At 58.3% G+C, this 17,402-nt stretch carries 19 protein-coding genes; 12 read left to right on the top strand and 7 right to left on the bottom strand.

Going from position 1 to position 17,402, the window contains the following annotated elements; all coding sequences use genetic code 11:
• Positions 1-47 precede the first annotated feature (47 nt).
• Positions 48-299, top strand: coding sequence for a putative hemolysin (locus tag EDF75_RS05455; RefSeq protein ID WP_133597616.1), 252 nt, complete (start codon positions 48-50; stop codon positions 297-299).
• On the opposite strand, the gene EDF75_RS05460 is transcribed toward EDF75_RS05455, so the two are convergent.
• Both EDF75_RS05460 and EDF75_RS05465 read right to left on the bottom strand, forming a co-directional pair.
• The gene (locus EDF75_RS05460; protein ID WP_045854939.1) at positions 289-654 is read right to left on the bottom strand and encodes a DUF488 domain-containing protein; all 366 of its coding nucleotides are present in this window, start codon (positions 652-654) and stop codon (positions 289-291) included. The genes EDF75_RS05455 and EDF75_RS05460 overlap by 11 nt on opposite strands.
• Entirely contained in the window at positions 641-1,117 is a 477-nt protein-coding gene (locus tag EDF75_RS05465) for a 2-thiouracil desulfurase family protein (protein ID WP_045855457.1), read from the bottom strand. The genes EDF75_RS05460 and EDF75_RS05465 overlap by 14 nt, the downstream gene beginning before the upstream one ends.
• Before the next feature lie 683 nt (positions 1,118-1,800).
• On the opposite strand from EDF75_RS05465, the gene EDF75_RS05470 reads away from it, so the two are divergent.
• Together EDF75_RS05470 and EDF75_RS05475 are read left to right on the top strand one after the other, a co-directional pair.
• Positions 1,801-3,084, top strand: a complete 1,284-nt coding sequence (locus EDF75_RS05470) for an HAAAP family serine/threonine permease (protein ID WP_045854940.1) — start codon at positions 1,801-1,803, stop codon at positions 3,082-3,084.
• Between the two features lie 63 nt (positions 3,085-3,147).
• Positions 3,148-4,515: an L-serine ammonia-lyase gene (locus EDF75_RS05475; protein ID WP_045854941.1), complete on the top strand. Its 1,368-nt coding sequence runs from the start codon at positions 3,148-3,150 to the stop codon at positions 4,513-4,515.
• A gap of 95 nt (positions 4,516-4,610) precedes the next feature.
• Here EDF75_RS05475 and EDF75_RS05480 read toward each other — a convergent pair whose 3' ends face one another.
• The gene (locus EDF75_RS05480) at positions 4,611-5,051 is read right to left on the bottom strand and encodes a helix-turn-helix domain-containing protein (RefSeq protein ID WP_045854942.1); all 441 of its coding nucleotides are present in this window, start codon (positions 5,049-5,051) and stop codon (positions 4,611-4,613) included.
• A gap of 334 nt (positions 5,052-5,385) precedes the next feature.
• Between EDF75_RS05480 and EDF75_RS05485 the strand changes: the two genes are divergently transcribed.
• Positions 5,386-6,078 (top strand): CTP synthase C-terminal region-related (seleno)protein, encoded by a 693-nt coding sequence (locus tag EDF75_RS05485; protein ID WP_076945280.1) that lies wholly within the window; start codon positions 5,386-5,388, stop codon positions 6,076-6,078.
• 65 nt (positions 6,079-6,143) lie between these two features.
• Here EDF75_RS05485 and EDF75_RS05490 read toward each other — a convergent pair whose 3' ends face one another.
• Positions 6,144-7,328, bottom strand: coding sequence for a CynX/NimT family MFS transporter (locus EDF75_RS05490; protein ID WP_133597618.1), 1,185 nt, complete (start codon positions 7,326-7,328; stop codon positions 6,144-6,146).
• A 97-nt stretch (positions 7,329-7,425) separates the two neighbouring features.
• Here EDF75_RS05490 and EDF75_RS05495 point away from each other — a divergent pair, with 97 nt between their 5' ends.
• Positions 7,426-8,220, top strand: coding sequence for an AraC family transcriptional regulator (locus tag EDF75_RS05495; protein WP_166646138.1), 795 nt, complete (start codon positions 7,426-7,428; stop codon positions 8,218-8,220).
• Here the strand turns inward: EDF75_RS05495 and EDF75_RS05500 are convergent.
• Positions 8,204-8,650 carry a DUF441 domain-containing protein gene (locus EDF75_RS05500; RefSeq protein ID WP_041145056.1) on the bottom strand — a complete coding sequence of 149 codons (447 nt, stop codon included), beginning with the start codon at positions 8,648-8,650 and terminating at the stop codon, positions 8,204-8,206. The two genes, EDF75_RS05495 and EDF75_RS05500, sit on opposite strands and share 17 nt — an antisense overlap.
• 126 nt (positions 8,651-8,776) lie before the next feature.
• Positions 8,777-9,277, bottom strand: coding sequence for a YbaK/prolyl-tRNA synthetase associated domain-containing protein (locus tag EDF75_RS05505; RefSeq protein WP_133597622.1), 501 nt, complete (start codon positions 9,275-9,277; stop codon positions 8,777-8,779).
• Between the two features lie 262 nt (positions 9,278-9,539).
• On the opposite strand from EDF75_RS05505, the gene EDF75_RS05510 reads away from it, so the two are divergent.
• Positions 9,540-10,688 carry a glycosyltransferase family 9 protein gene (locus EDF75_RS05510; RefSeq protein WP_133597624.1) on the top strand — a complete coding sequence of 383 codons (1,149 nt, stop codon included), beginning with the start codon at positions 9,540-9,542 and terminating at the stop codon, positions 10,686-10,688.
• A gap of 147 nt (positions 10,689-10,835) precedes the next feature.
• On the opposite strand, the gene EDF75_RS05515 is transcribed toward EDF75_RS05510, so the two are convergent.
• Positions 10,836-11,723 carry a LysR family transcriptional regulator gene (locus EDF75_RS05515; RefSeq protein ID WP_133597626.1) on the bottom strand — a complete coding sequence of 296 codons (888 nt, stop codon included), beginning with the start codon at positions 11,721-11,723 and terminating at the stop codon, positions 10,836-10,838.
• A 112-nt stretch (positions 11,724-11,835) separates the two neighbouring features.
• Between EDF75_RS05515 and argC the strand changes: the two genes are divergently transcribed.
• The 6 genes from argC (at position 11,836) to EDF75_RS05545 (ending at position 17,347) form a co-directional block, all read left to right on the top strand.
• Positions 11,836-12,759 carry an N-acetyl-gamma-glutamyl-phosphate reductase gene (gene argC, locus EDF75_RS05520; RefSeq protein WP_243733500.1) on the top strand — a complete coding sequence of 308 codons (924 nt, stop codon included), beginning with the start codon at positions 11,836-11,838 and terminating at the stop codon, positions 12,757-12,759.
• A 365-nt stretch (positions 12,760-13,124) separates the two neighbouring features.
• Entirely contained in the window at positions 13,125-13,787 is a 663-nt protein-coding gene (locus tag EDF75_RS05525) for a DUF3313 domain-containing protein (RefSeq protein ID WP_133597631.1), read from the top strand.
• Between the two features lie 240 nt (positions 13,788-14,027).
• Complete coding sequence (locus tag EDF75_RS05530; protein ID WP_312009745.1) at positions 14,028-14,501, top strand: paraquat-inducible protein A; 474 nt, start codon at positions 14,028-14,030, stop codon at positions 14,499-14,501.
• Positions 14,494-15,114 (top strand): paraquat-inducible protein A, encoded by a 621-nt coding sequence (locus EDF75_RS05535; RefSeq protein ID WP_095096698.1) that lies wholly within the window; start codon positions 14,494-14,496, stop codon positions 15,112-15,114. Before EDF75_RS05530 ends, EDF75_RS05535 begins: the two co-directional genes overlap by 8 nt.
• Positions 15,111-16,745: a PqiB family protein gene (locus EDF75_RS05540; protein ID WP_133597633.1), complete on the top strand. Its 1,635-nt coding sequence runs from the start codon at positions 15,111-15,113 to the stop codon at positions 16,743-16,745. The genes EDF75_RS05535 and EDF75_RS05540 overlap by 4 nt, the downstream gene beginning before the upstream one ends.
• On the top strand, positions 16,742-17,347 hold the full coding sequence (locus tag EDF75_RS05545; RefSeq protein ID WP_133597634.1) for a PqiC family protein: 606 nt from the start codon (positions 16,742-16,744) through the stop codon (positions 17,345-17,347). Before EDF75_RS05540 ends, EDF75_RS05545 begins: the two co-directional genes overlap by 4 nt.
• The last annotated feature ends 55 nt before the right edge of the window (positions 17,348-17,402 follow it).

Raw genomic sequence — 17,402 nt, forward strand, 5'->3', positions numbered from 1 at the left:
AAGAATCAGGGCCCTCATCGCGGCGCTGGTCAATTGAAGGAGTCAAAATGAAGTGGATGACAATACTACTGCCGCTGGCGCTGGCCGGGTGCGCGAAGCCGACAACGTCCCCGGATGCACCGCCGCCGCCGAAGTCAATCGGCATGGCGAACCCGGCCTCGGTCTACTGCGGCGAGAAGGGCGGTAAGCTGATACCGATACAGACGCCGCAGGGCGTGCGTAGCGACTGCAGGCTGCCCGGCGGTGAAACCCTCGATGAATGGGAGCTGTGGCGCCGGGATCATCCTGCTAAGGCGTAATCTCGCCAACCGGCAGATTCTCCAGCCACTCGGCCAGCACCAGCGCGTGGTTTTGCCGGGTATCCTTTGCGGCGTAGATCAGCGTTAGCGGCTGCCGGTGAGCCAGCGTGGCCAGGCGTAGCCCCTCGTCACGATGGCTCTCCAGCTCCCGGCAATACTGCTCGCGGAAGCTGGCGAAGTCGATAGCTTCGCCGTGCAGGGCCTTGCGCAGCTCCGCGGACGGGGTCAGGGTTTTGCACCACTCATCGTAGCGCAGCGCCTCTTTTTTAATCCCCCGAGGCCAAAGCCTGTCGACCAGCACGCGATAGCCGTCGCCGGCGTCGGCCGGATCGTAGACGCGTTTACATTGAATCATCGCTATTCTCCATCCGTTGCATCCAGGCAAGCAGCTGCGGGATCTGCCCGTCGGAAAAAACCGTAATACCCTGTTCGCGCAGCAGCGCTGCCGCCACGCCGGAGCCGGGCTTGCGCTGTCCGCTAAAGGAGCCGTCGTAGATAAACTGGCTGCCGCAGGTCGGGCTGCCGTCGGTGAGCAGCGCCGCCTGGCAGCCCTCCTCCCGGGCGGCCTTCAGCGCCAGCCAGGCGGCCAGCTGATAGTGCGCGGTGACGTCGTGGCCGTCGCTTTCAACGATGCGCCCGCGATTTTGCATCACCTCCGCACCCTGAGAGTCGACAATTTCTGCCGGCAGTCTCGGCACCGGTAGCCCGGCGGCCAGCTCGGGGCAGTGGATAACCAGCCGGTTTTCGCGCTGCCAGCGCGCCAGAGTCTCGGCCAGCTGCGCTTTGTCGCTGCCGTTATAGCGTACCTGGAACCCCATCAGGCAGGCGCTCACCAGCAGCTTACCGCCGCCGGGGCGGGGCGAAAGCAAACGGGTCGTCCCGTCATCGGCCGTAATGGGAAGTGGTTTTTGCATCGGTCTCTCCGGTATAAAAAATTCACCGTAATGCCTCAGGGATCCCGCAGCAGGTGCGGAAGGCTGACGGCAGCGCGTGGCGATACCGATATTATCATCTGCCATCACCGACTGCCAAAGCGTCGTCAGGGCGTCGCCGCCGGCCGGTCTGCTGTCAACGCGGGGGAATCCCCCTGGAATCAGGAGTGTTATTTTTTTGCGCGACGCATAGAATAGCTCAGGACACATTGAGTTGTTATTGCTACAAATGGATTTTGCGCTTTGAATCAGCCCGTATCTCTGCGGGTTTTTTTTATTTTAAAAACGGGACTTTTCTCCGCTATAGCGCTCTTGTAATATATTATTTTACGCCTTCAGGAATTCTCTTGTTTATAATAACGTATTAAAAATGATACCTTAAAAATATATTAAATCTCAGGTGCTATTTTTGATACTTTAAAAGTCCCCGCGATAAATCAGGTTATGTGATCGCCGTATATACATCAGTTTGGCTTAATTTAATAAAATAGCAAAATAAACACGGAAATTTATTACCTGAAACAGAGTCAGTTAGATCTGACTCCACTCTATATTATTGAGGCCATATTATGGAAAGCGTTCAAAATACCCTTGTTGCTCGCGAAAGCAGCGGCTGGAGAAAAAGTGACACCGTCTGGATGCTGGGGCTGTACGGGACGGCGATTGGTGCCGGGGTGCTTTTTCTGCCGATTAACGCCGGGGGTGGCGGCCTGATCCCGCTGATCATCATGGCCATTCTCGCCTTTCCGATGACCTTTTTCGCCCACCGCGGTTTAACCCGTTTCGTGCTCTCAGGTAAAAATCCTGGCGAAGATATTACCGAAGTGGTGGAGGAGCATTTTGGCGTCGGTGCCGGCAAGCTGATTACCCTGCTGTACTTCTTTGCGATTTACCCGATCCTGCTGGTTTATAGCGTCGCGATCACCAATACCGTCGACAGCTTTATTACCCACCAGCTCGGCCTGGTTTCTCCGCCGCGCGCAATTTTATCGCTGATTTTAATTGTGGGCATGATGGGTATTGTACGTTTTGGCGAAAAAATGATTGTTAAGGCCATGAGCGTGCTGGTGTTCCCGTTTGTCGCGGCGCTGATGATCCTGGCGCTCTATTTGATTCCTCAGTGGAACGGTGCGGTACTGGATACCCTGTCGTTCAGCAGCGCTGCCGCCACCGGCAACGGCCTGTGGATGACGCTGTGGCTGGCTATTCCGGTGATGGTGTTTTCCTTCAACCACTCGCCGATTATCTCCTCCTTTGCGGTGGCGAAACGGGAAGAGTATGGTCAGGACGCCGAGCGTAAATGCGCCCGCATCCTCAGCTATGCGCACATCATGATGGTGCTGACGGTGATGTTCTTCGTGTTCAGCTGCGTCCTGAGCCTCTCTCCGGCAAACCTTGCGGAAGCGAAGGCGCAGAACATCTCCATCCTCTCCTACCTGGCAAACCACTTTAACGCGCCGCTGATTGCCTGGATGGCGCCGATTATCGCTATGATCGCGATTACCAAATCCTTCCTCGGCCACTACCTCGGCGCGCGTGAAGGCTTTAACGGTATGGTTATCAAGTCCCTGCGCGGTAAAGGTAAAACCATTGAAATTACCAAACTGAATAAAATCACCGCGCTGTTCATGCTGGTGACCACCTGGCTGGTGGCGACCCTGAATCCGAGCATTCTGGGGATGATCGAAACCCTCGGCGGCCCGGTTATCGCTATGATCCTGTTCCTGATGCCGATGTACGCCATCAATAAGGTACCGGCCATGCGTAAATACAGCGGCCACATCAGCAACGCGTTTGTGGTGGTGATTGGGCTGATTGCCATCTCAGCCATCTTCTACTCTCTGTTCAGCTAAGCTCCCGGCGCCTCCCGTCACGGGAGGCGCATTCGTTTTGCTTTGTAACCCAATGGGTGCCACATGATTAGCGTTTTCGATATTTTTAAAATCAGTATCGGGCCCTCCAGCTCACACACCGTCGGGCCGATGAAAGCGGGAAAACAGTTTGTTGATACCCTGCAGGAAAAGGGCCTGCTGCATAAAGTGACTCGCCTGGTAGTGGACGTCTACGGCTCCCTTTCGTTAACCGGTAAGGGCCACCATACCGATATTGCGATTATTCTTGGACTCTCGGGCTATTTACCGGATACCGTCGATATCGACGCCATTCCCACGATTATTCGTGACGTTAATACCCTGCAGCGTCTGCGCATTGAAGAGGGCCAGCGGGAAATTGAGTTCCCGGTGGCGGAGTGCATGCGTTTTCATAATGAGTTTTTGCCGCTGCATGAGAACGGTATGAGCATCACCGCGCTCTGCGACGGAAAAATCGTCCACTTCCAGACCTACTACTCCATCGGCGGCGGCTTTATCGTCACCGAGGAGGCGTTCGGCAAGAGCCAGGATGCGGAGGTCGATATCCCGTTCCCTTTCTACTCCGCCCGCAACCTGCTGGCGCACTGCCACGATAACAGCCTGTCGATTTCCGCGGTGATGATGAAAAATGAGGTTGCCCGCCACGGCAGAGAAAGCGTCGAGCAAACTATGGCGAAAATCTGGGAGACCATGAGAAACGCCATTAACCGCGGCATGAGCACCGAAGGCCTGCTGCCGGGGCCGTTAAAGGTGCCGCGTCGCGCCTCCGCGCTGCACCGCGTGCTGGCTCCCCAGAGCCAGTCGATTACGCCGCTCAGCGCGATGGACTGGGTCAATATGTTTGCGATGGCGGTCGGGGAAGAGAACGCCTCCGGCGGCCGGGTGGTGACTGCGCCCACCAACGGCGCCTGCGGCATCGTGCCGGCGGTGCTGGCCTATTACGACCGCTTTATCAAAACGGTGACGCCGGAAATCTATATGCGCTACTTCCTGACCGCCGGCGCGGTAGGCATATTGTACAAAATGAACGCCTCCATTTCCGGCGCGGAAGTTGGCTGCCAGGGGGAGGTCGGCGTGGCGTGTTCCATGGCTTCCGCCGGGCTGGCGGAGCTGCTGGGCGCCAGCCCGGAGAAGGTTTGCATTGCCGCTGAAATTGGCATGGAGCACAACCTCGGGCTAACCTGCGATCCGGTTGCCGGTCAGGTCCAGGTGCCGTGTATCGAGCGCAACGCGATTGCGGCGGTGAAGGCGATCAACTCCGCCAGCATGGCGATGCACCGCACCAGCGATCCGAAAGTGTCGCTGGATAAGGTCATCGATACCATGTTTGAGACGGGGAAAGACATGAACGCCAAGTATCGCGAAACCGCCCGTGGCGGGCTGGCGATTAAAGTCGCGGTCTGCGAATCCTGACGTTTGCTCACGCCGCCTGCGCCGCAGGCGGTTTTTTTTCGGCCATTCTTTGCCCGCGCGGCTGCCTCAGCCGGCGGGCGATTTCCCCCGCCAGGCTAGCTTTTTTTCTCTGCTTCCGCCGGCGGGAAAGACCAGACAACGCTATGAGACGCTGATGAGGTGTACCATTCGTTAATGGTGGCGTTCGCATCGCTGGCCTTTTCGGCTGCGGCGCATTGCTCTTTTGGCGGCTGCGCCTTTTTGCGAATACGGATGCGGGGAGGGGCGGTGGCGTTGATTTGCGCATTAAAAGTACGAATGTGCGAATCGAATAAAACGGACTCCAGCTGATGCAAACGATCGAGACCACGCAATATTCCGATTAGCGTACTCAGGGTAACAGATTCACCTAATTCTACGCGTTTGATGGTTGCTGCGCCGACCTGCGCACGTTCGGCGAGTTCAATTTGGGAGAGCCCGAGCTGCATACGCGTTTCTTTAATTCTGCGGCACAGTTCAGAGATAATTTCGCTATCGGACATCGTACTGAAACGCATCTTGCTGCCTCTACTGCTTAATAAATCATTACGGATTATTTAACAGGCTAATTTATAAATAAAGTGAATAATTCCTTTTTTGCGAGAGTAATAACACTGTTTTTTATTTAACAAAATAGCTACAAAAAGAGCGGGGTAAATAAATAGCGGGAATTGAATAAGATAGTCAAAAAGTCGCGAGGACTTTTAATTCATTTTCAGCGCGGGCAGCGCCCCTCACGTCAAATGCAGGTCGCCGGTCGGGCGGAAAATAAGGATTGTGTTCCGTGAGGGAGATCGCTAATCTGAGGCTCCTTGTGTTGCCCGAAAATCGTTCCGACATAAGGACCCTGCTATGAACACTCCCCTGCGTATTGCCCTGGTTGGCGACTACAACCCTGACGTTGTCGCTCACAAAGCGATTCCCCTGGCCATCGACGATGCCGCTGCCGTGCTGGAGCTGCCTCTGCGCTATGACTGGCTGGCAACCAGCGATATCCACGATGCCGAAGCGCTCGCCGACTACGACGCCATCTGGGTCGTTCCCGCCAGCCCCTATAAAAATGCCGCCGGCGCGTTTATCGCGATCCGCTATGCGCGCGAAAACAGCATTCCCTTCCTCGGCACCTGCGGCGGTTTTCAGCACGCGATCGTTGAGTATGCGCGCAACGTCCTGGGCTGGCAGGATGCGGCGCATGCGGAAACGGATAGCGAAGGGCGAATGGTGATTGCGCCGCTGAGCTGCTCCCTGGTGGAGAAAACGGCGGCGATTGAGCTGCGCGCGAATACGCTGATTGCCCGCGCCTACGGCCGCGACAGCATTGAAGAGGGCTATCACTGCAGCTATGGCATTGCCGAGGAGTTTGCCCGCGAGCTGGAGCAGGGCGACCTGCGGGTGACTGGCTGGGACGAAGAGGGGGATATTAGGGCGGTGGAGCTGGTAACGCATCCGTTCTTTGTCGCGACCCTGTTCCAGCACGAGCGCAACGCGCTGGCCGGAAGTCCGTCGCCGCTGGTGCACGCCTTTTTACGCGCCGCCAGCCAATAGCGCGCTCTGGCCCCCGCCACGACCCCGTAACGCCGGGGTCGTAGGGCCGAGGGCAAAAGAGCGCTTTAGCCGTTAATCTCCCGGGCGCGGCCGGCAAGGGCGCCGAATATGGCCATCACCACGGCGGTCAGCGCCACGGCGATGAGCGGAATATGCCAGTCGCCGTTGGTATCATGGATTTTCCCCATCACCGGCGGCCCGCAGGCGGCCAGCAGATAGCCAACGGCCTGCGCCATGCCGGAAAGCGCCGCCGCCTGGTGCGCCGAGCTGGCGCGCAGGCCGATAAAGGTTAGCCCCAGAATCATCGTTGCCCCGGAGCCGAAACCAAAGAGCAGCGCCCAGAGAACCGCCTGCCCCGGCGCCAGCCACAGCCCGGCCGAGCTGACGGCGCACATCAGCGCCACCAGCACCGCGATGCCGCGCTGGTCCTTCAGGCGGTGCAGGATCAGCGGGATCGCGAGGCCCGGCGCGGCGGTTGCCAGCTGAAGCAGACCGTGCAGGGAGCCGGCCTGCGCTTCGCTATAGCCGAGGCTCTGCAAAATGGCCGGCAGCCAGCCGACTATCACGTAATACACCAGCGAGTTAATGCCGAGGAACAGCGTCACCTGCCAGGCCAGCGCCGAGCGCCAGATCCCGCGGTTGTGCAGGGCGCCTGACGCGGTCAGCGGAGCTGCGGCCTCTCTGCGCGACTGCGGCAGCCAGATGAACAGCGCCAGCAGCGGGAAGACCATCAGCATCAGCAGCGCCCCGCGCCAGCCAAAGCCGGCCAGCGCCAGTGGGACCACCATGGCGGAGCCCAGCGCCGCGGCGGCACCCATGGTGAGCGAATAGGCGCCGGTCATTTTAGCCACGTGCTGCGAAAAATCGCGCTTGATTAAGCCCGGCAGCAGCACGTTGCCTAACGCAATCCCGCAGCCTATGACGGCCGTTCCGCCAAACAGCATGGTTGCGGAAGGCAGCGATCGCAGGCCGATGCCGAGGCAAATTAGCCCCAGCGCGATCAGCAGGCTGCGCTCGATGCCAAAGCGGCGGGCGACGCCTGCCGCCAGCGGCGAAACCAGGCCAAAGGCCAGCAGCGGCAGGGTGGTTAACAGCCCGGTTTGGGCGGTGGTCAGCCCGTACTCCGCGCGAATGGCGTCGAGCAGCGGGGCGGCGCCGGTAAAGGTCACGCGCAGCGTGGTGGCAATAAATAAAATACCGGCAATCAGCAGCAGATTACGGCGGCCGGCAGAAGGAAGAACAGAACTCATGGCTATCTCAAACGAGTAAACAGGGAGGCTACAATAGCGCGTTTGCCGAATGTTTAAATCAAGCTAAAATGACAGATTATCGCTAATATCGGACAATCTGATGATTGGATTAAGTCTTGACGGCTATGACCCGGACAGCGGGCACGAGGCGGCTCTCGCATTCCATATTCAGGTGGTGGAGGACGAGCAGTTTATTCCGCGTCACCAGCACCGCAAGGGGCAGCTGATCCTCGCGCTGCACGGCGCGCTCACCTGTGAGGTGGAAAGCGGTATGTGGATGGTGCCGCCGCAGTATGCGGTGTGGGTACCGGGGCAGCAGCCCCACAGCAACCGGGCAACGCCGGGGGCGCGGATCTGCTTTTTATTTATCGAGCCGGGCGCGGCGCCGATGCCGCAGCGCAGCTGCACGCTGAAGATCTCTCCGCTGGTGCGTGAGCTGATCCTGACCCTTGCCGGGCGCAGCGCGACCGAGAGCGACGCTCCCACTACCCGACGGCTGGTGCAGGTGCTGTTTGACGAGCTGCCGCAGCAGCCGGAGGAGCATCTGCAGCTGCCGGTTTCCGCGCACCCGAAAATCCGCCAGATGGCGGAGCTGATGGCGGTGGCGCCGGCGCAGTGGCAGACTCTTGGACAGTGGGCGGCGGAGTTCGCAATGAGCGAGCGCAACCTGGCGCGGCTGGTGGTTCGCGAAACCGGCCTTAGCTTTCGCCGCTGGCGCCATCAGCTGCAGCTGATCCTCGCGCTACAGATGCTGATCCGCGGGCAAACGGTGCAGCAGACCGCGCACGGCCTGGGATATGACTCGACGACCGCCTTTATCACCATGTTCAAAAAGGGCCTCGGCCAGTCTCCCGGACGCTATCTTGCCAGCCTGACTACGACTTTCCGATAAACAGCGAGATGATCCCTGCGGCGATCAGCGGGCCGACGGGCACTCCGCGGAACAGCGCGACGCCGAGGACGGTTCCCACCAGCAGTCCGGCGACCAGCTGCGGCTGCGAGCCCATCAGCGAAATGCCGCGCCCGCCGAGCCAGGAGACAAACACCCCGACGGCGATAGCCAGCAGCGACTTCCAGTTCACGAACGAGTGCAGCAGCGTCGAGGGCGGCAGGGTGCCGCTGGCGATAGGGGCCATCACGCCGATGGTCAAAATGATAATACCGATCGTCAGCCCCTGTTTTTCAATCCATGGGAAAAAGACGTTGAGCGGCGTGACGCGCACGATAATTAACACCAGGATAGAGATTGCCACGGTGGTGTTGTGGCTGATAAAGCCGAGAGCGGCCAGCCCCAGAAGCACGAACAGGGTGGTATCGAACATGTCAGGAGATCCTTGCCAAAATAATAAGCCCGTCTACTTTACGCATAATAGCGTGAATAAACAGGCTTATTTGTCACGCCGGCGCGCTTGCTGCTGACGGCCCGGCGCGGCAGAGATAGAGACCCCTCAGGCTTCCCGGCGAAAGGCAGCCAGCTCGGGACGGGCGATGCGCAGATAGTCTGCCGTATCGAGGATAATTGAGCGGTCCAGCCGCCCGGCGTTAAAGGCGATTTCGCTGAAGTTCGCAAACAGCAGCGGGTCGGCCACCAGGCGCAGCGCCGGATGGAAGCTGAAAGGGGGAATGGCGCCAAAAACGCAGGCGGTCAGCGCATCGACTTCGGCGGGGCTGGCCAGCGAGGCTTTGCTGCCGCCAACGTGCAGCGCCAGGCGCGAGAGATCGGCCTGCTGGTCGGCGGCGAGGATCGCCAGCACGTGCTGATTGACGCCGTGGCCTTTCACTTTGCAAACCAGCGCCTTGGCCCCTTGTCCGAGCGCGGTGCCGCGAATTTCAGAAACGGCCTCGCATTTCCCCACCGCCTCATGCTCTACCAGCCGATAGCGGGCCTGGCGCTCGTCGAGCAGCGCCAGCAGCAGTTGGTGGGTGTTCGGTTTTTCAGGTGCGTTCATGCGCGGTTCTCTCCGGGATAAAAAGGCCAGTCTAATCCTCCCCGCGGCGAATGAAAACCGTCGGCTGGCGCCGCATTCTTCCACATTAAATCCATATTTCACTCATTTTATCTGCGTAACGATATGCTGGAATAGTGAAACGTATTACTATCCTTGCGCTGCTTAAAGCGAAAGGAATTTATTAATCAAGCGAACTTTTCTCATTTTCTTTAGTCCTTAATGGGACTAACGAGGTGCTGTTGATAGTGGTAACGAGGTTATGATGATGGAAAACGCAGCGGTGCAGGTATCCCCCCGGAAGTTCAAAAAAATAAGGGAACTGAACAGGCGCCGTAATTATTTTATTAAGAAAGTTCGTAACGTGATGCGCGTTTATATTGCGAAAACGATTTGGGACCAGCATACCCGCCGTGAGGCCGACGTCGGGTCGGCGAAAACCGTGCTGCTGATGCGCAACGAAGGCGCCGTCGGGGACGTGGTCGTGGACTCCGCGCTGGTGAAATGCCTGCATGAATCGGGCTATACCGTGGATTTCCTGCTGACTAAATCGAATAGCCAGGTGATGCGCCATAACCCGCGGATCCGCCATATCTATGAGGCTGATAACGTCGACTCCGCCGCTTTTCTGCGGAAATTTACCCACAACGTTCCTCGGTCCGTTATTAATGAGCTGGCAAATAATAAGTACGATATCGTTATTGACCCCTCTTTGTTTGATATGCCCGTACACCGAATGCTGCTTCTCCAACAAATAAAAGCAAAAACCGTGCTCGGTTTTAATAAATGGCCATCAATTAACCATTACACCACCTCGTTTAAATTTGATTGTGAAAACTGGCATGTCAGCAAAACCTTTGATTTTATTGCTGAGCATATGCAGCTGGATAAGAAACATCTCGGGACCTACGACCTGCATATTCCGCAGGATGTCCACCAGCAGGTTCGCCAGCATCTGGCCGCTATTGAGGGGCCCAAAGCGGTGGTGAACATTTTTGCCGGCCATCAGGACCGCAGCCTGTCGCAGGAGCAGCTGTCGGCGCTTATCGCCAGGCTGCAGGCGGAGTATCCTCGGGTCAACGTTATTCTGCTCGATCATCGCAACGAAATTCGCATTCCGCTTGCGGAAAAGGTGAGCGTGAATCCGTTTAAGACCCTGCACCACGCGATGGCGCTGATTGCCGAAGCCGACCTGGTTATCTCGCCGGATACGTCGATCGTCCACATGGCGGCGGCGTGGAAAAAACCGCTGGTTGCGGTCTATAAAGATGTGCGGATGAACAACCGGCTGTGGGCGCCGGGGTACGACAACGCGCGGCAGATCATCGTTAAATGCGGCAAGGTGCACCAGCAGCACGATCTTGCCGACCTCATCGTCGCGCAGATCGATCCTCAGGTGCTGAAAAACCGCTAAGCGCAAAATCGGCCCGGGCTACCGCCCCTCGCTAAAGTTCGGCGGCGGGGCCTATGCCCGACGATGGACGTGCCCGATGGGCCGCCCCGGGGAGATAAAACCTGGGGCAGGCACTCCCGCAATCACGTGCAGCAGTTGCCGGTGAATTTATTCCTGCTGCAGATCCCGCAGCGCTGCAAGCAGATGCTGCGTCGATAGCTCGTTTTCACTCTCCCGCCAGGCTAATCCCAGCTCTCTCCACAGCGCCGGCTTTAAGGGACGAATGGCGATACGGCTATCGGCGGAGAGCTGGGTACCCGATTCAAGAGGCAGCAACGTGGCGCCATACCCGGCACCCACCAGACTTTTAATGGCATCGTTGTAATCAAGCTTGATCCGCGGCGTGGGGCTATGGCCCGTATCGGCAAACCAGCCGCTGGTCAGCTGCGACAGGTGGGTGCCGGAGCCGTTCAGCACCAGGGGCTTTGCAATCATCCATTCCGGCGTCACCACCTCCGGTGCCGCCCAGTCCGCAGGCAGGAACGCGACAACGGGATCTCGCCGCCAGGCATCAATTTTCAGGCCGCTGCTCCGGGGCTGTGGAAGCGCCACGATGCCGATATCGAGCGAACCGGATTTCAGCTGCTCAAGGGTCTGCTGCGACGTCAGGACGGTAATGTGTACGTCAATATTCGGATGGGACTGCGCCAGTTTTTCAATCGCCCGCGGCAGCAGATAAGCAATGGCCCCGGTCGACGCCCCAAGCCTGACCTGACCGCTCAACCCCTGAGCCTGGCGGGATATGTCGTCAAGCGCATAGGCGACGTCGGCAAGGAGCCGGCGGGCGTGCGCGACCATGTTCTCTCCAATGGCCGTCGGCCTGACTTTGCCGCGGGTGCGGGAGAGCAGCTTAGCCCCGACGCGGCTTTCAAGCTCGGAGATATGCAGGCTGACCGTCGGTGGCGCCAGGTGCAGCAGGCGGGCGGCTTCGTTGAAAGAGCCGGTATCGGCAATGGTGATCAGCGTGCGCAGCTGATCGAGGTTGATCTCCCGCATAGGCGTACCTCAGAAAAACTGAATTTGACGTTAGGATAATTCAACTTTACCAATACTTAAACCTGGCACAACATTTATGCACTGACGTTCTGTCTGGTTTAAGGAAATGACGATGACTCACGTATTTATTGATGGCGAGCAGGGCACCACGGGTTTGCAAATCCACGATCGTCTGCGCCACCGTTCAGATATTAAGCTGATGACTCTGCCTCCGTCCCAGCGCAAAGACCGGCGGCTTCGGGCGGAGATGCTGAACGGCTGCGATATCGCTATTCTGTGCCTGCCCGATGAGGCGGCGCGTGAGTCGGTGGCGATGCTGGAGAATCCGCAGGTGCGGGTAATTGATGCCAGCTCGGCCCATCGCACCGTCTCCGGGTGGACGTACGGTTTCCCGGAGATGAGCGCCGACCAGCCCGCACGCATCAGGGCGTCGAAGCGCGTCACCAACCCAGGCTGCTACCCAACCGGCGCGGTTGGCCTGCTGCTCCCGCTGGTTAACGCCGGGCTGCTGCCCGCTGATTACCCCGTTTCCATTCACGCCGTGTCCGGCTATTCGGGCGGCGGAAAGGCGGCGATTGAGCTGTACGAAGGCGGGGAGGCGGGCTCCGGGCCTGCTTTTCAGGCGTATGGCTTAGGCCTCAGGCACAAGCATGTGCCGGAGATCGCGCGCTATGCCGGGCTCTCCACGCCGCCGTTTTTCATGCCGGCTTACGGCGCCTACCGCCAGGGGATTATCCTCAGCGTGCCGCTACAGCAGCGCCTGCTGCCTGAACGTGCCGATGCGGCAGCAGTACATGCCTGCCTGGCGCAGCATTATCGCCATAGCGATCTGGTCAAGGTGCTGGCGCCTGAAGTCGTCGGCGAGATTGAGCGTCTCGATCCCCAGCGGCTGAACGGCAGCAACGAGATGGAACTTGGCGTATTTTCAAATCCTGAGTGCGGGCAAATACTGCTGACGGCGGTCTTCGATAACCTCGGCAAAGGGGCATCGGGCGCCGCGGTGCAAAACCTGAACCTGATGATCGGCGCCGGCTAACTTTCGCCTGGCGCGACACACCGGTGTTCTTCCAATAGATCGGCAAGGCGAAAGATATCATATTCGGGCCCTGAAGAGGTGTTAAATCCATTCTTTTCAAATGGTTATGCACTAATACGCCCGGCTCATTGTCCGCGCCGGGCGCCGCGTTGTCCTACGCGACCCGCTCTCCTCAAAAAAGCCATCCGCGCTGCATCCATGCGTTAATTCCCAAACAGAATATTTTCGCCGAACAATTAAGTTGACAGATTTCAGTGATGCGATCAAAACTAAACCGTACAGTTCACATTGAGTGTGAATTTGACTGTTTTTACGCAAGGCTGGCCGGTAGGCGCAGCCCTTAACCAAAACGAAAGGATCTGCACATGAAGATGTTAAGGCAAATCGGTGGGCTGGCGGTTATCGGTGTCACCCTGCTGTTGGCGGGCTGTGCCGGTAATGAGCCCGCGCGTTACAGCGGTATCGACTCGGCTTCAAAGCTGACGGCAAACACCGATGATAATGCCGATCGCATGCCATATCGTTATTCGCCTCTGGTGGACTGGCGTAAGTACGACAGCATCATCATTGACCCGGTGAGAATTTATCAGGGCAACGATGGACAGTTTGACGATATGGCGCAGGCCGATCGCCAAACGCTTGCCGCTCACATGCAACAGGAGTTCAGCAAAGCGCTGAGCGCGCGCTTTAAAGAGCTCAAAGAGCCCGCGGCGAATACCTTGCGTCTGAAGTTGACGCTGACCGGGGCTGACACCACCCCGCAGGTGATCGGAACGTTCACCAAATTCGATCTGGCAGGGGGCCCCTACAACATTGTGCAATCGGTGCGCGGCGGTCGGGGGCTGATGAGCGGCTCGGTGGATTATGCCGTCGAAATTTATGACGCAAACAGCCACGAACTGCTGAAAGCCTACGTTGCCCGGCAGTATCCGAATGCCATGAATATCTCTGCCAGCATCGGCTCGCTGAGCGCCGCCGAAGTCGGTATTGAAAAAGGGGCGGAAGAGCTGGCGGAAGCGCTCAGGTAGCCTCAGACACAGTACGCGCAGCCGGAAGCTTTTAAGCGCAACCGGCTGTGATTTTCCCCATTAGCAACGTCCTGGCGGCCCGGCGTTATGAAGACATTCCCGCATCTGATCATCTGCCCACATTGCGACAGCGTTTACCAGAGATTACCCTGCGCGTCGGGCGAAATCGCGCTCTGCCAGCGTTGTTACGCAGTGCTATGGCGTGGTCACCGGCGCGTGCCTGGCCATGTACTGCCCCTGATGTTGACGGCGGCAATCATCCTGTTTCTGGCCTGTATTTTTCCGGTTATATCCGTTGGGTTTCACGGGATGGCGAACGACGTCACGCTGTGGAATGTGGCATGGGCGCTGGCTGCCGGAGACGGCAATCCGATTATGGCGGTCTGTACCGCTTTTCTTCTGGTTATTGCCCCTTTCTTACAGATAACCCTCACGGTATGGCTGCTGAGCTTTGCGTATTTCGCGCGTCCGGCACCGGCGTTTATCTTCATTATGAGAGCGCTCAAGTGGCTGCATCCCTGGAGCATGGTGGAAGTTGGCGTGCTGGGGTTTCTTGTCGCCGGGATAAAGCTCTCGTCACTGCTGGATGTCTCCATAGGGCCGGGCGGTTGGGCGCTGGCCCTATCTTGCGTGCTGGTTGTCCTCATCAACAGCCACGATCTGCGTCCGCTGTGGGATCTGCTTACGGTCGAGGAGAAGGGCCGTGGTGAGTAATCCCCCCTTTGCCCGTCAGATGCAGGTGTGCCGCTGTTCTCTGTGTGGCCTGGTGTGCGCCGACGAAACGGCGTTCGGCGTGCGTGGTAAATGTCCTCGCTGCCAGACGGTGCTGCCCGGCCGCCAGTCCGGGCGCCCGCATTTGAGCTGGGCGCTGCTTTTAACCTCCATGATCCTATACGTACCCGCCAATATTTTCCCGGTAATGTACACAACGCTTCTCGGTCATGGCAGTGAAAGCACGATCCTTTCCGGCATCGTGGCCTTCTGGCGAAGCGGGTCGTGGGGCATTGCGGCGATCATTTTTATTGCCAGCGTGATGGTTCCCTGCCTGAAATTTCTGTCAATGAGCGTATTGCTGATCTCAACTGCCCGAAAGAGCCGCTGGGCCAGATGCGAACGGGCCAGGCTGTACCGGATAACGGAGTGGATTGGCCGTTGGTCGATGCTGGATGTGGTGGTGGTGGCCGCAGTATGCGGCCTGCTCCGCTTTCATGTGCTCAGCGAGGCCGAACCCCGGGTTGGGATTCTGCTTTTCGGCCTGGTGGTCATTTTGACTATGTTTTGTGCGCTGAGTTTTAAACCAAAAACGCTATGGGAAGACAAGCAATGAAGCCTCCTGTTTCGGGTATTCCTCTTTTTCGTCACGGCCGCTGGCGCAATGCCGTCATCTGGCTGATCCCCGCGGTCGCGTTTGTGGTCGCCGCGTCGATGGTTATCCAGGCACGCCTGTCCGTCGGGCCGGAGGTGGTGATTACGTTTCGCAGCGCCGCCGGTCTCGAAGCCGGAAAAACAGCGGTGAAATATAAAGATGTCACCGTCGGGCTGGTGAAGGAAATCACCCTCAGCCCCGATAACACCCTGGTGTTAGTTCGGGTCACGCTTGGCAGAAGCGCTCAGCATCTGGCGCTCGCCGACACCCGATTTTGGGTGGTCAGGCCGCGAGTCGGAATAAGCGGCGTCAGCGGCATTGATACGCTGTTGTCCGGGGCCTACATCGGCGTGGACAGAGGGAAGTCCGATGAAAGTAAATACCAGTTCACCGGTATGGAAACCCCTCCGGCTATCGTCAACGACATGACGGGCAGCCAGTTTATGCTGGAAGCGGACGACCTTGGATCGCTGGATATTAACTCTCCGGTTTACTATCGCCGCATTCCGGTGGGGCGGGTCACCTCCTGGCAGCTGCGCAAAGACGGCAGGGGAATCGATCTCAACATCTTTATTGATGCCCCTTATGACCGCCTGGTCACGGCGGATTCGCGATTCTGGAATGTGAGCGGCGTGGATCTCTCGGTAGGGAGCGACGGTTTTCAGCTTAAAACCCAGACGCTCGCCGCCATCATGGCGGGGGGGATCGCGTTCTCAAGGCCGGATGACCCAACCCGCGGCGTGCTCTATAAGCAAACGCGTTACAAACTGGCAGCGGATCGGGAAAGCGCGATGGCGCCTGAGGATGGTCCGCCGGTGCGTTTTCAACTGCGTTTTGAACACGGCTTACATGGCCTGAACATTGGCGCTCCGGTTGAGTTTTCCAGCGTGCGGATCGGACGCGTTGCCGCCGTCGAGCTTGACTATAACCCCGACGGATATCGCTTTCCGACCATTGTGGATATTGACGTTTATCCCTCGCGGATGGGCAATGTGCTGGAAAAGCTGCCGAAACCAACAGGCGACACGGACCTCAATACGGCCCTTTTCACGCGCGAGATGATCGCGCACGGGCTGCGAGCGCAGGCCACTTCCAGCAGTCTGCTGACGGGGCAACTTTACATCTCGCTCGATTTCTTACCGGATGCGCCAAAAGTGAACTTTGATGCGACCAGGCGCCCGGTTGAGCTGCCCACCGTGAATGGCGGGCTGACAATCCTTCAGGACCAGCTCACGGATATCGCCAGGAAAATAAACAAAATGCCGCTGGATAAGATCGGGACCAACATGAATAACACGCTGGAAGAGCTGAATAAAACTCTGCGAATGGTGAACAATCAGTCTTTGCCCGCCGCCAACCGCCTGATGCAACAGACTCAGAAAACGACACAAGACGCGCGGAACCTGCTGGCGGAAGATTCCCCTCTGATGATTAACCTCCTGCAGTCCTTACAGGAGACCACGCGAACGCTGCGGGCCGTCCGCAGCCTGACAAACCAGCTGGATCGCCAGCCGGAATCGCTATTGCAGGGCCGCTCCGCAGATGCGGAGCTGAACGATCCCCGTTCACTTAAGGCAGGAGAACGACCATGAGAACCGTTTTATGTCTTATCCTCGGCGTCATGTGCCTGCCGGCAGGATGCTCATCTCCCCAGGTGCGCTACCACTCGCTGGTCAATTCTGACCCCGTTTCCCGCGCCGTCGCGCCGGCCGACTTTGTGATTGATCTGCTGCCCGTTGGCGTTCCGGCCCAGCTGGACACTCAACAAGTTGTGGTTCGCCAAAGCGACAGTCGCATCGTCGTTCTGGACAACGATCGCTGGCTAAGCCCGCTGGGCGATGAGCTGCAGACGGCGCTGTCCCTCAGCATGATGCAGCAGCTTAACACTGTGGATGTGGCGGGGCTGGCGCGGGATAACAGCAAACCTGTGATACGGGTTCTGCTGCAGGTTCGGCGTTTTGATAGCTGGCCCGGCAAGGCCGTCAGCCTGGATGCTGGCTGGAGCCTATCCACGCAGCGAGGGGACGAAAATCGCCGGCTGGTGTGCAAAAGCCACCTGTCGCAAACTCTCTCCGGCGATCCGGCGCAGATGTTTGCTGCCTGGCAGCGCGTGGTTGAGCGCCTGGCGAGCCAGATAGGACAGACCGCGACGGACTGGGTGGCGACGGGCGCAGCCGTTTGTCGCCGCGACTAATCTTTCTTAGCGTAACTTTCTTAGCGTATAAACAACCGGGTTCGCGGCGGCGAAC

Source organism: Klebsiella sp. BIGb0149, assembly GCF_004362605.1.
Taxonomy (GTDB): Bacteria; Pseudomonadota; Gammaproteobacteria; order Enterobacterales; family Enterobacteriaceae; genus Klebsiella; species Klebsiella terrigena.

What these genes read in the sequence shown, in the direction of transcription:
- EDF75_RS05480 (WP_045854942.1), bottom strand. Translation starts at nt 5,051, where the DNA reads ATGCGTTTCAGTACGATGTCCGATAGCGAAATTATCTCTGAACTGTGC.
- EDF75_RS05490 (WP_133597618.1), bottom strand. Translation starts at nt 7,328, where the DNA reads ATGAGTTCTGTTCTTCCTTCTGCCGGCCGCCGTAATCTGCTGCTGATT.
- EDF75_RS05465 (WP_045855457.1), bottom strand. Translation starts at nt 1,117, where the DNA reads ATGGGGTTCCAGGTACGCTATAACGGCAGCGACAAAGCGCAGCTGGCC.
- EDF75_RS05510 (WP_133597624.1), top strand. Translation starts at nt 9,540, where the DNA reads ATGATGGAAAACGCAGCGGTGCAGGTATCCCCCCGGAAGTTCAAAAAA.
- EDF75_RS05540 (WP_133597633.1), top strand. Translation starts at nt 15,111, where the DNA reads ATGAAGCCTCCTGTTTCGGGTATTCCTCTTTTTCGTCACGGCCGCTGG.
- EDF75_RS05525 (WP_133597631.1), top strand. Translation starts at nt 13,125, where the DNA reads ATGAAGATGTTAAGGCAAATCGGTGGGCTGGCGGTTATCGGTGTCACC.
- EDF75_RS05460 (WP_045854939.1), bottom strand. Translation starts at nt 654, where the DNA reads ATGATTCAATGTAAACGCGTCTACGATCCGGCCGACGCCGGCGACGGC.
- EDF75_RS05545 (WP_133597634.1), top strand. Translation starts at nt 16,742, where the DNA reads ATGAGAACCGTTTTATGTCTTATCCTCGGCGTCATGTGCCTGCCGGCA.
- EDF75_RS05485 (WP_076945280.1), top strand. Translation starts at nt 5,386, where the DNA reads ATGAACACTCCCCTGCGTATTGCCCTGGTTGGCGACTACAACCCTGAC.
- EDF75_RS05470 (WP_045854940.1), top strand. Translation starts at nt 1,801, where the DNA reads ATGGAAAGCGTTCAAAATACCCTTGTTGCTCGCGAAAGCAGCGGCTGG.
- EDF75_RS05475 (WP_045854941.1), top strand. Translation starts at nt 3,148, where the DNA reads ATGATTAGCGTTTTCGATATTTTTAAAATCAGTATCGGGCCCTCCAGC.
- argC (WP_243733500.1), top strand. Translation starts at nt 11,836, where the DNA reads ATGACTCACGTATTTATTGATGGCGAGCAGGGCACCACGGGTTTGCAA.
- EDF75_RS05515 (WP_133597626.1), bottom strand. Translation starts at nt 11,723, where the DNA reads ATGCGGGAGATCAACCTCGATCAGCTGCGCACGCTGATCACCATTGCC.
- EDF75_RS05500 (WP_041145056.1), bottom strand. Translation starts at nt 8,650, where the DNA reads ATGTTCGATACCACCCTGTTCGTGCTTCTGGGGCTGGCCGCTCTCGGC.
- EDF75_RS05505 (WP_133597622.1), bottom strand. Translation starts at nt 9,277, where the DNA reads ATGAACGCACCTGAAAAACCGAACACCCACCAACTGCTGCTGGCGCTG.
- EDF75_RS05530 (WP_312009745.1), top strand. Translation starts at nt 14,028, where the DNA reads ATGTTGACGGCGGCAATCATCCTGTTTCTGGCCTGTATTTTTCCGGTT.
- EDF75_RS05455 (WP_133597616.1), top strand. Translation starts at nt 48, where the DNA reads ATGAAGTGGATGACAATACTACTGCCGCTGGCGCTGGCCGGGTGCGCG.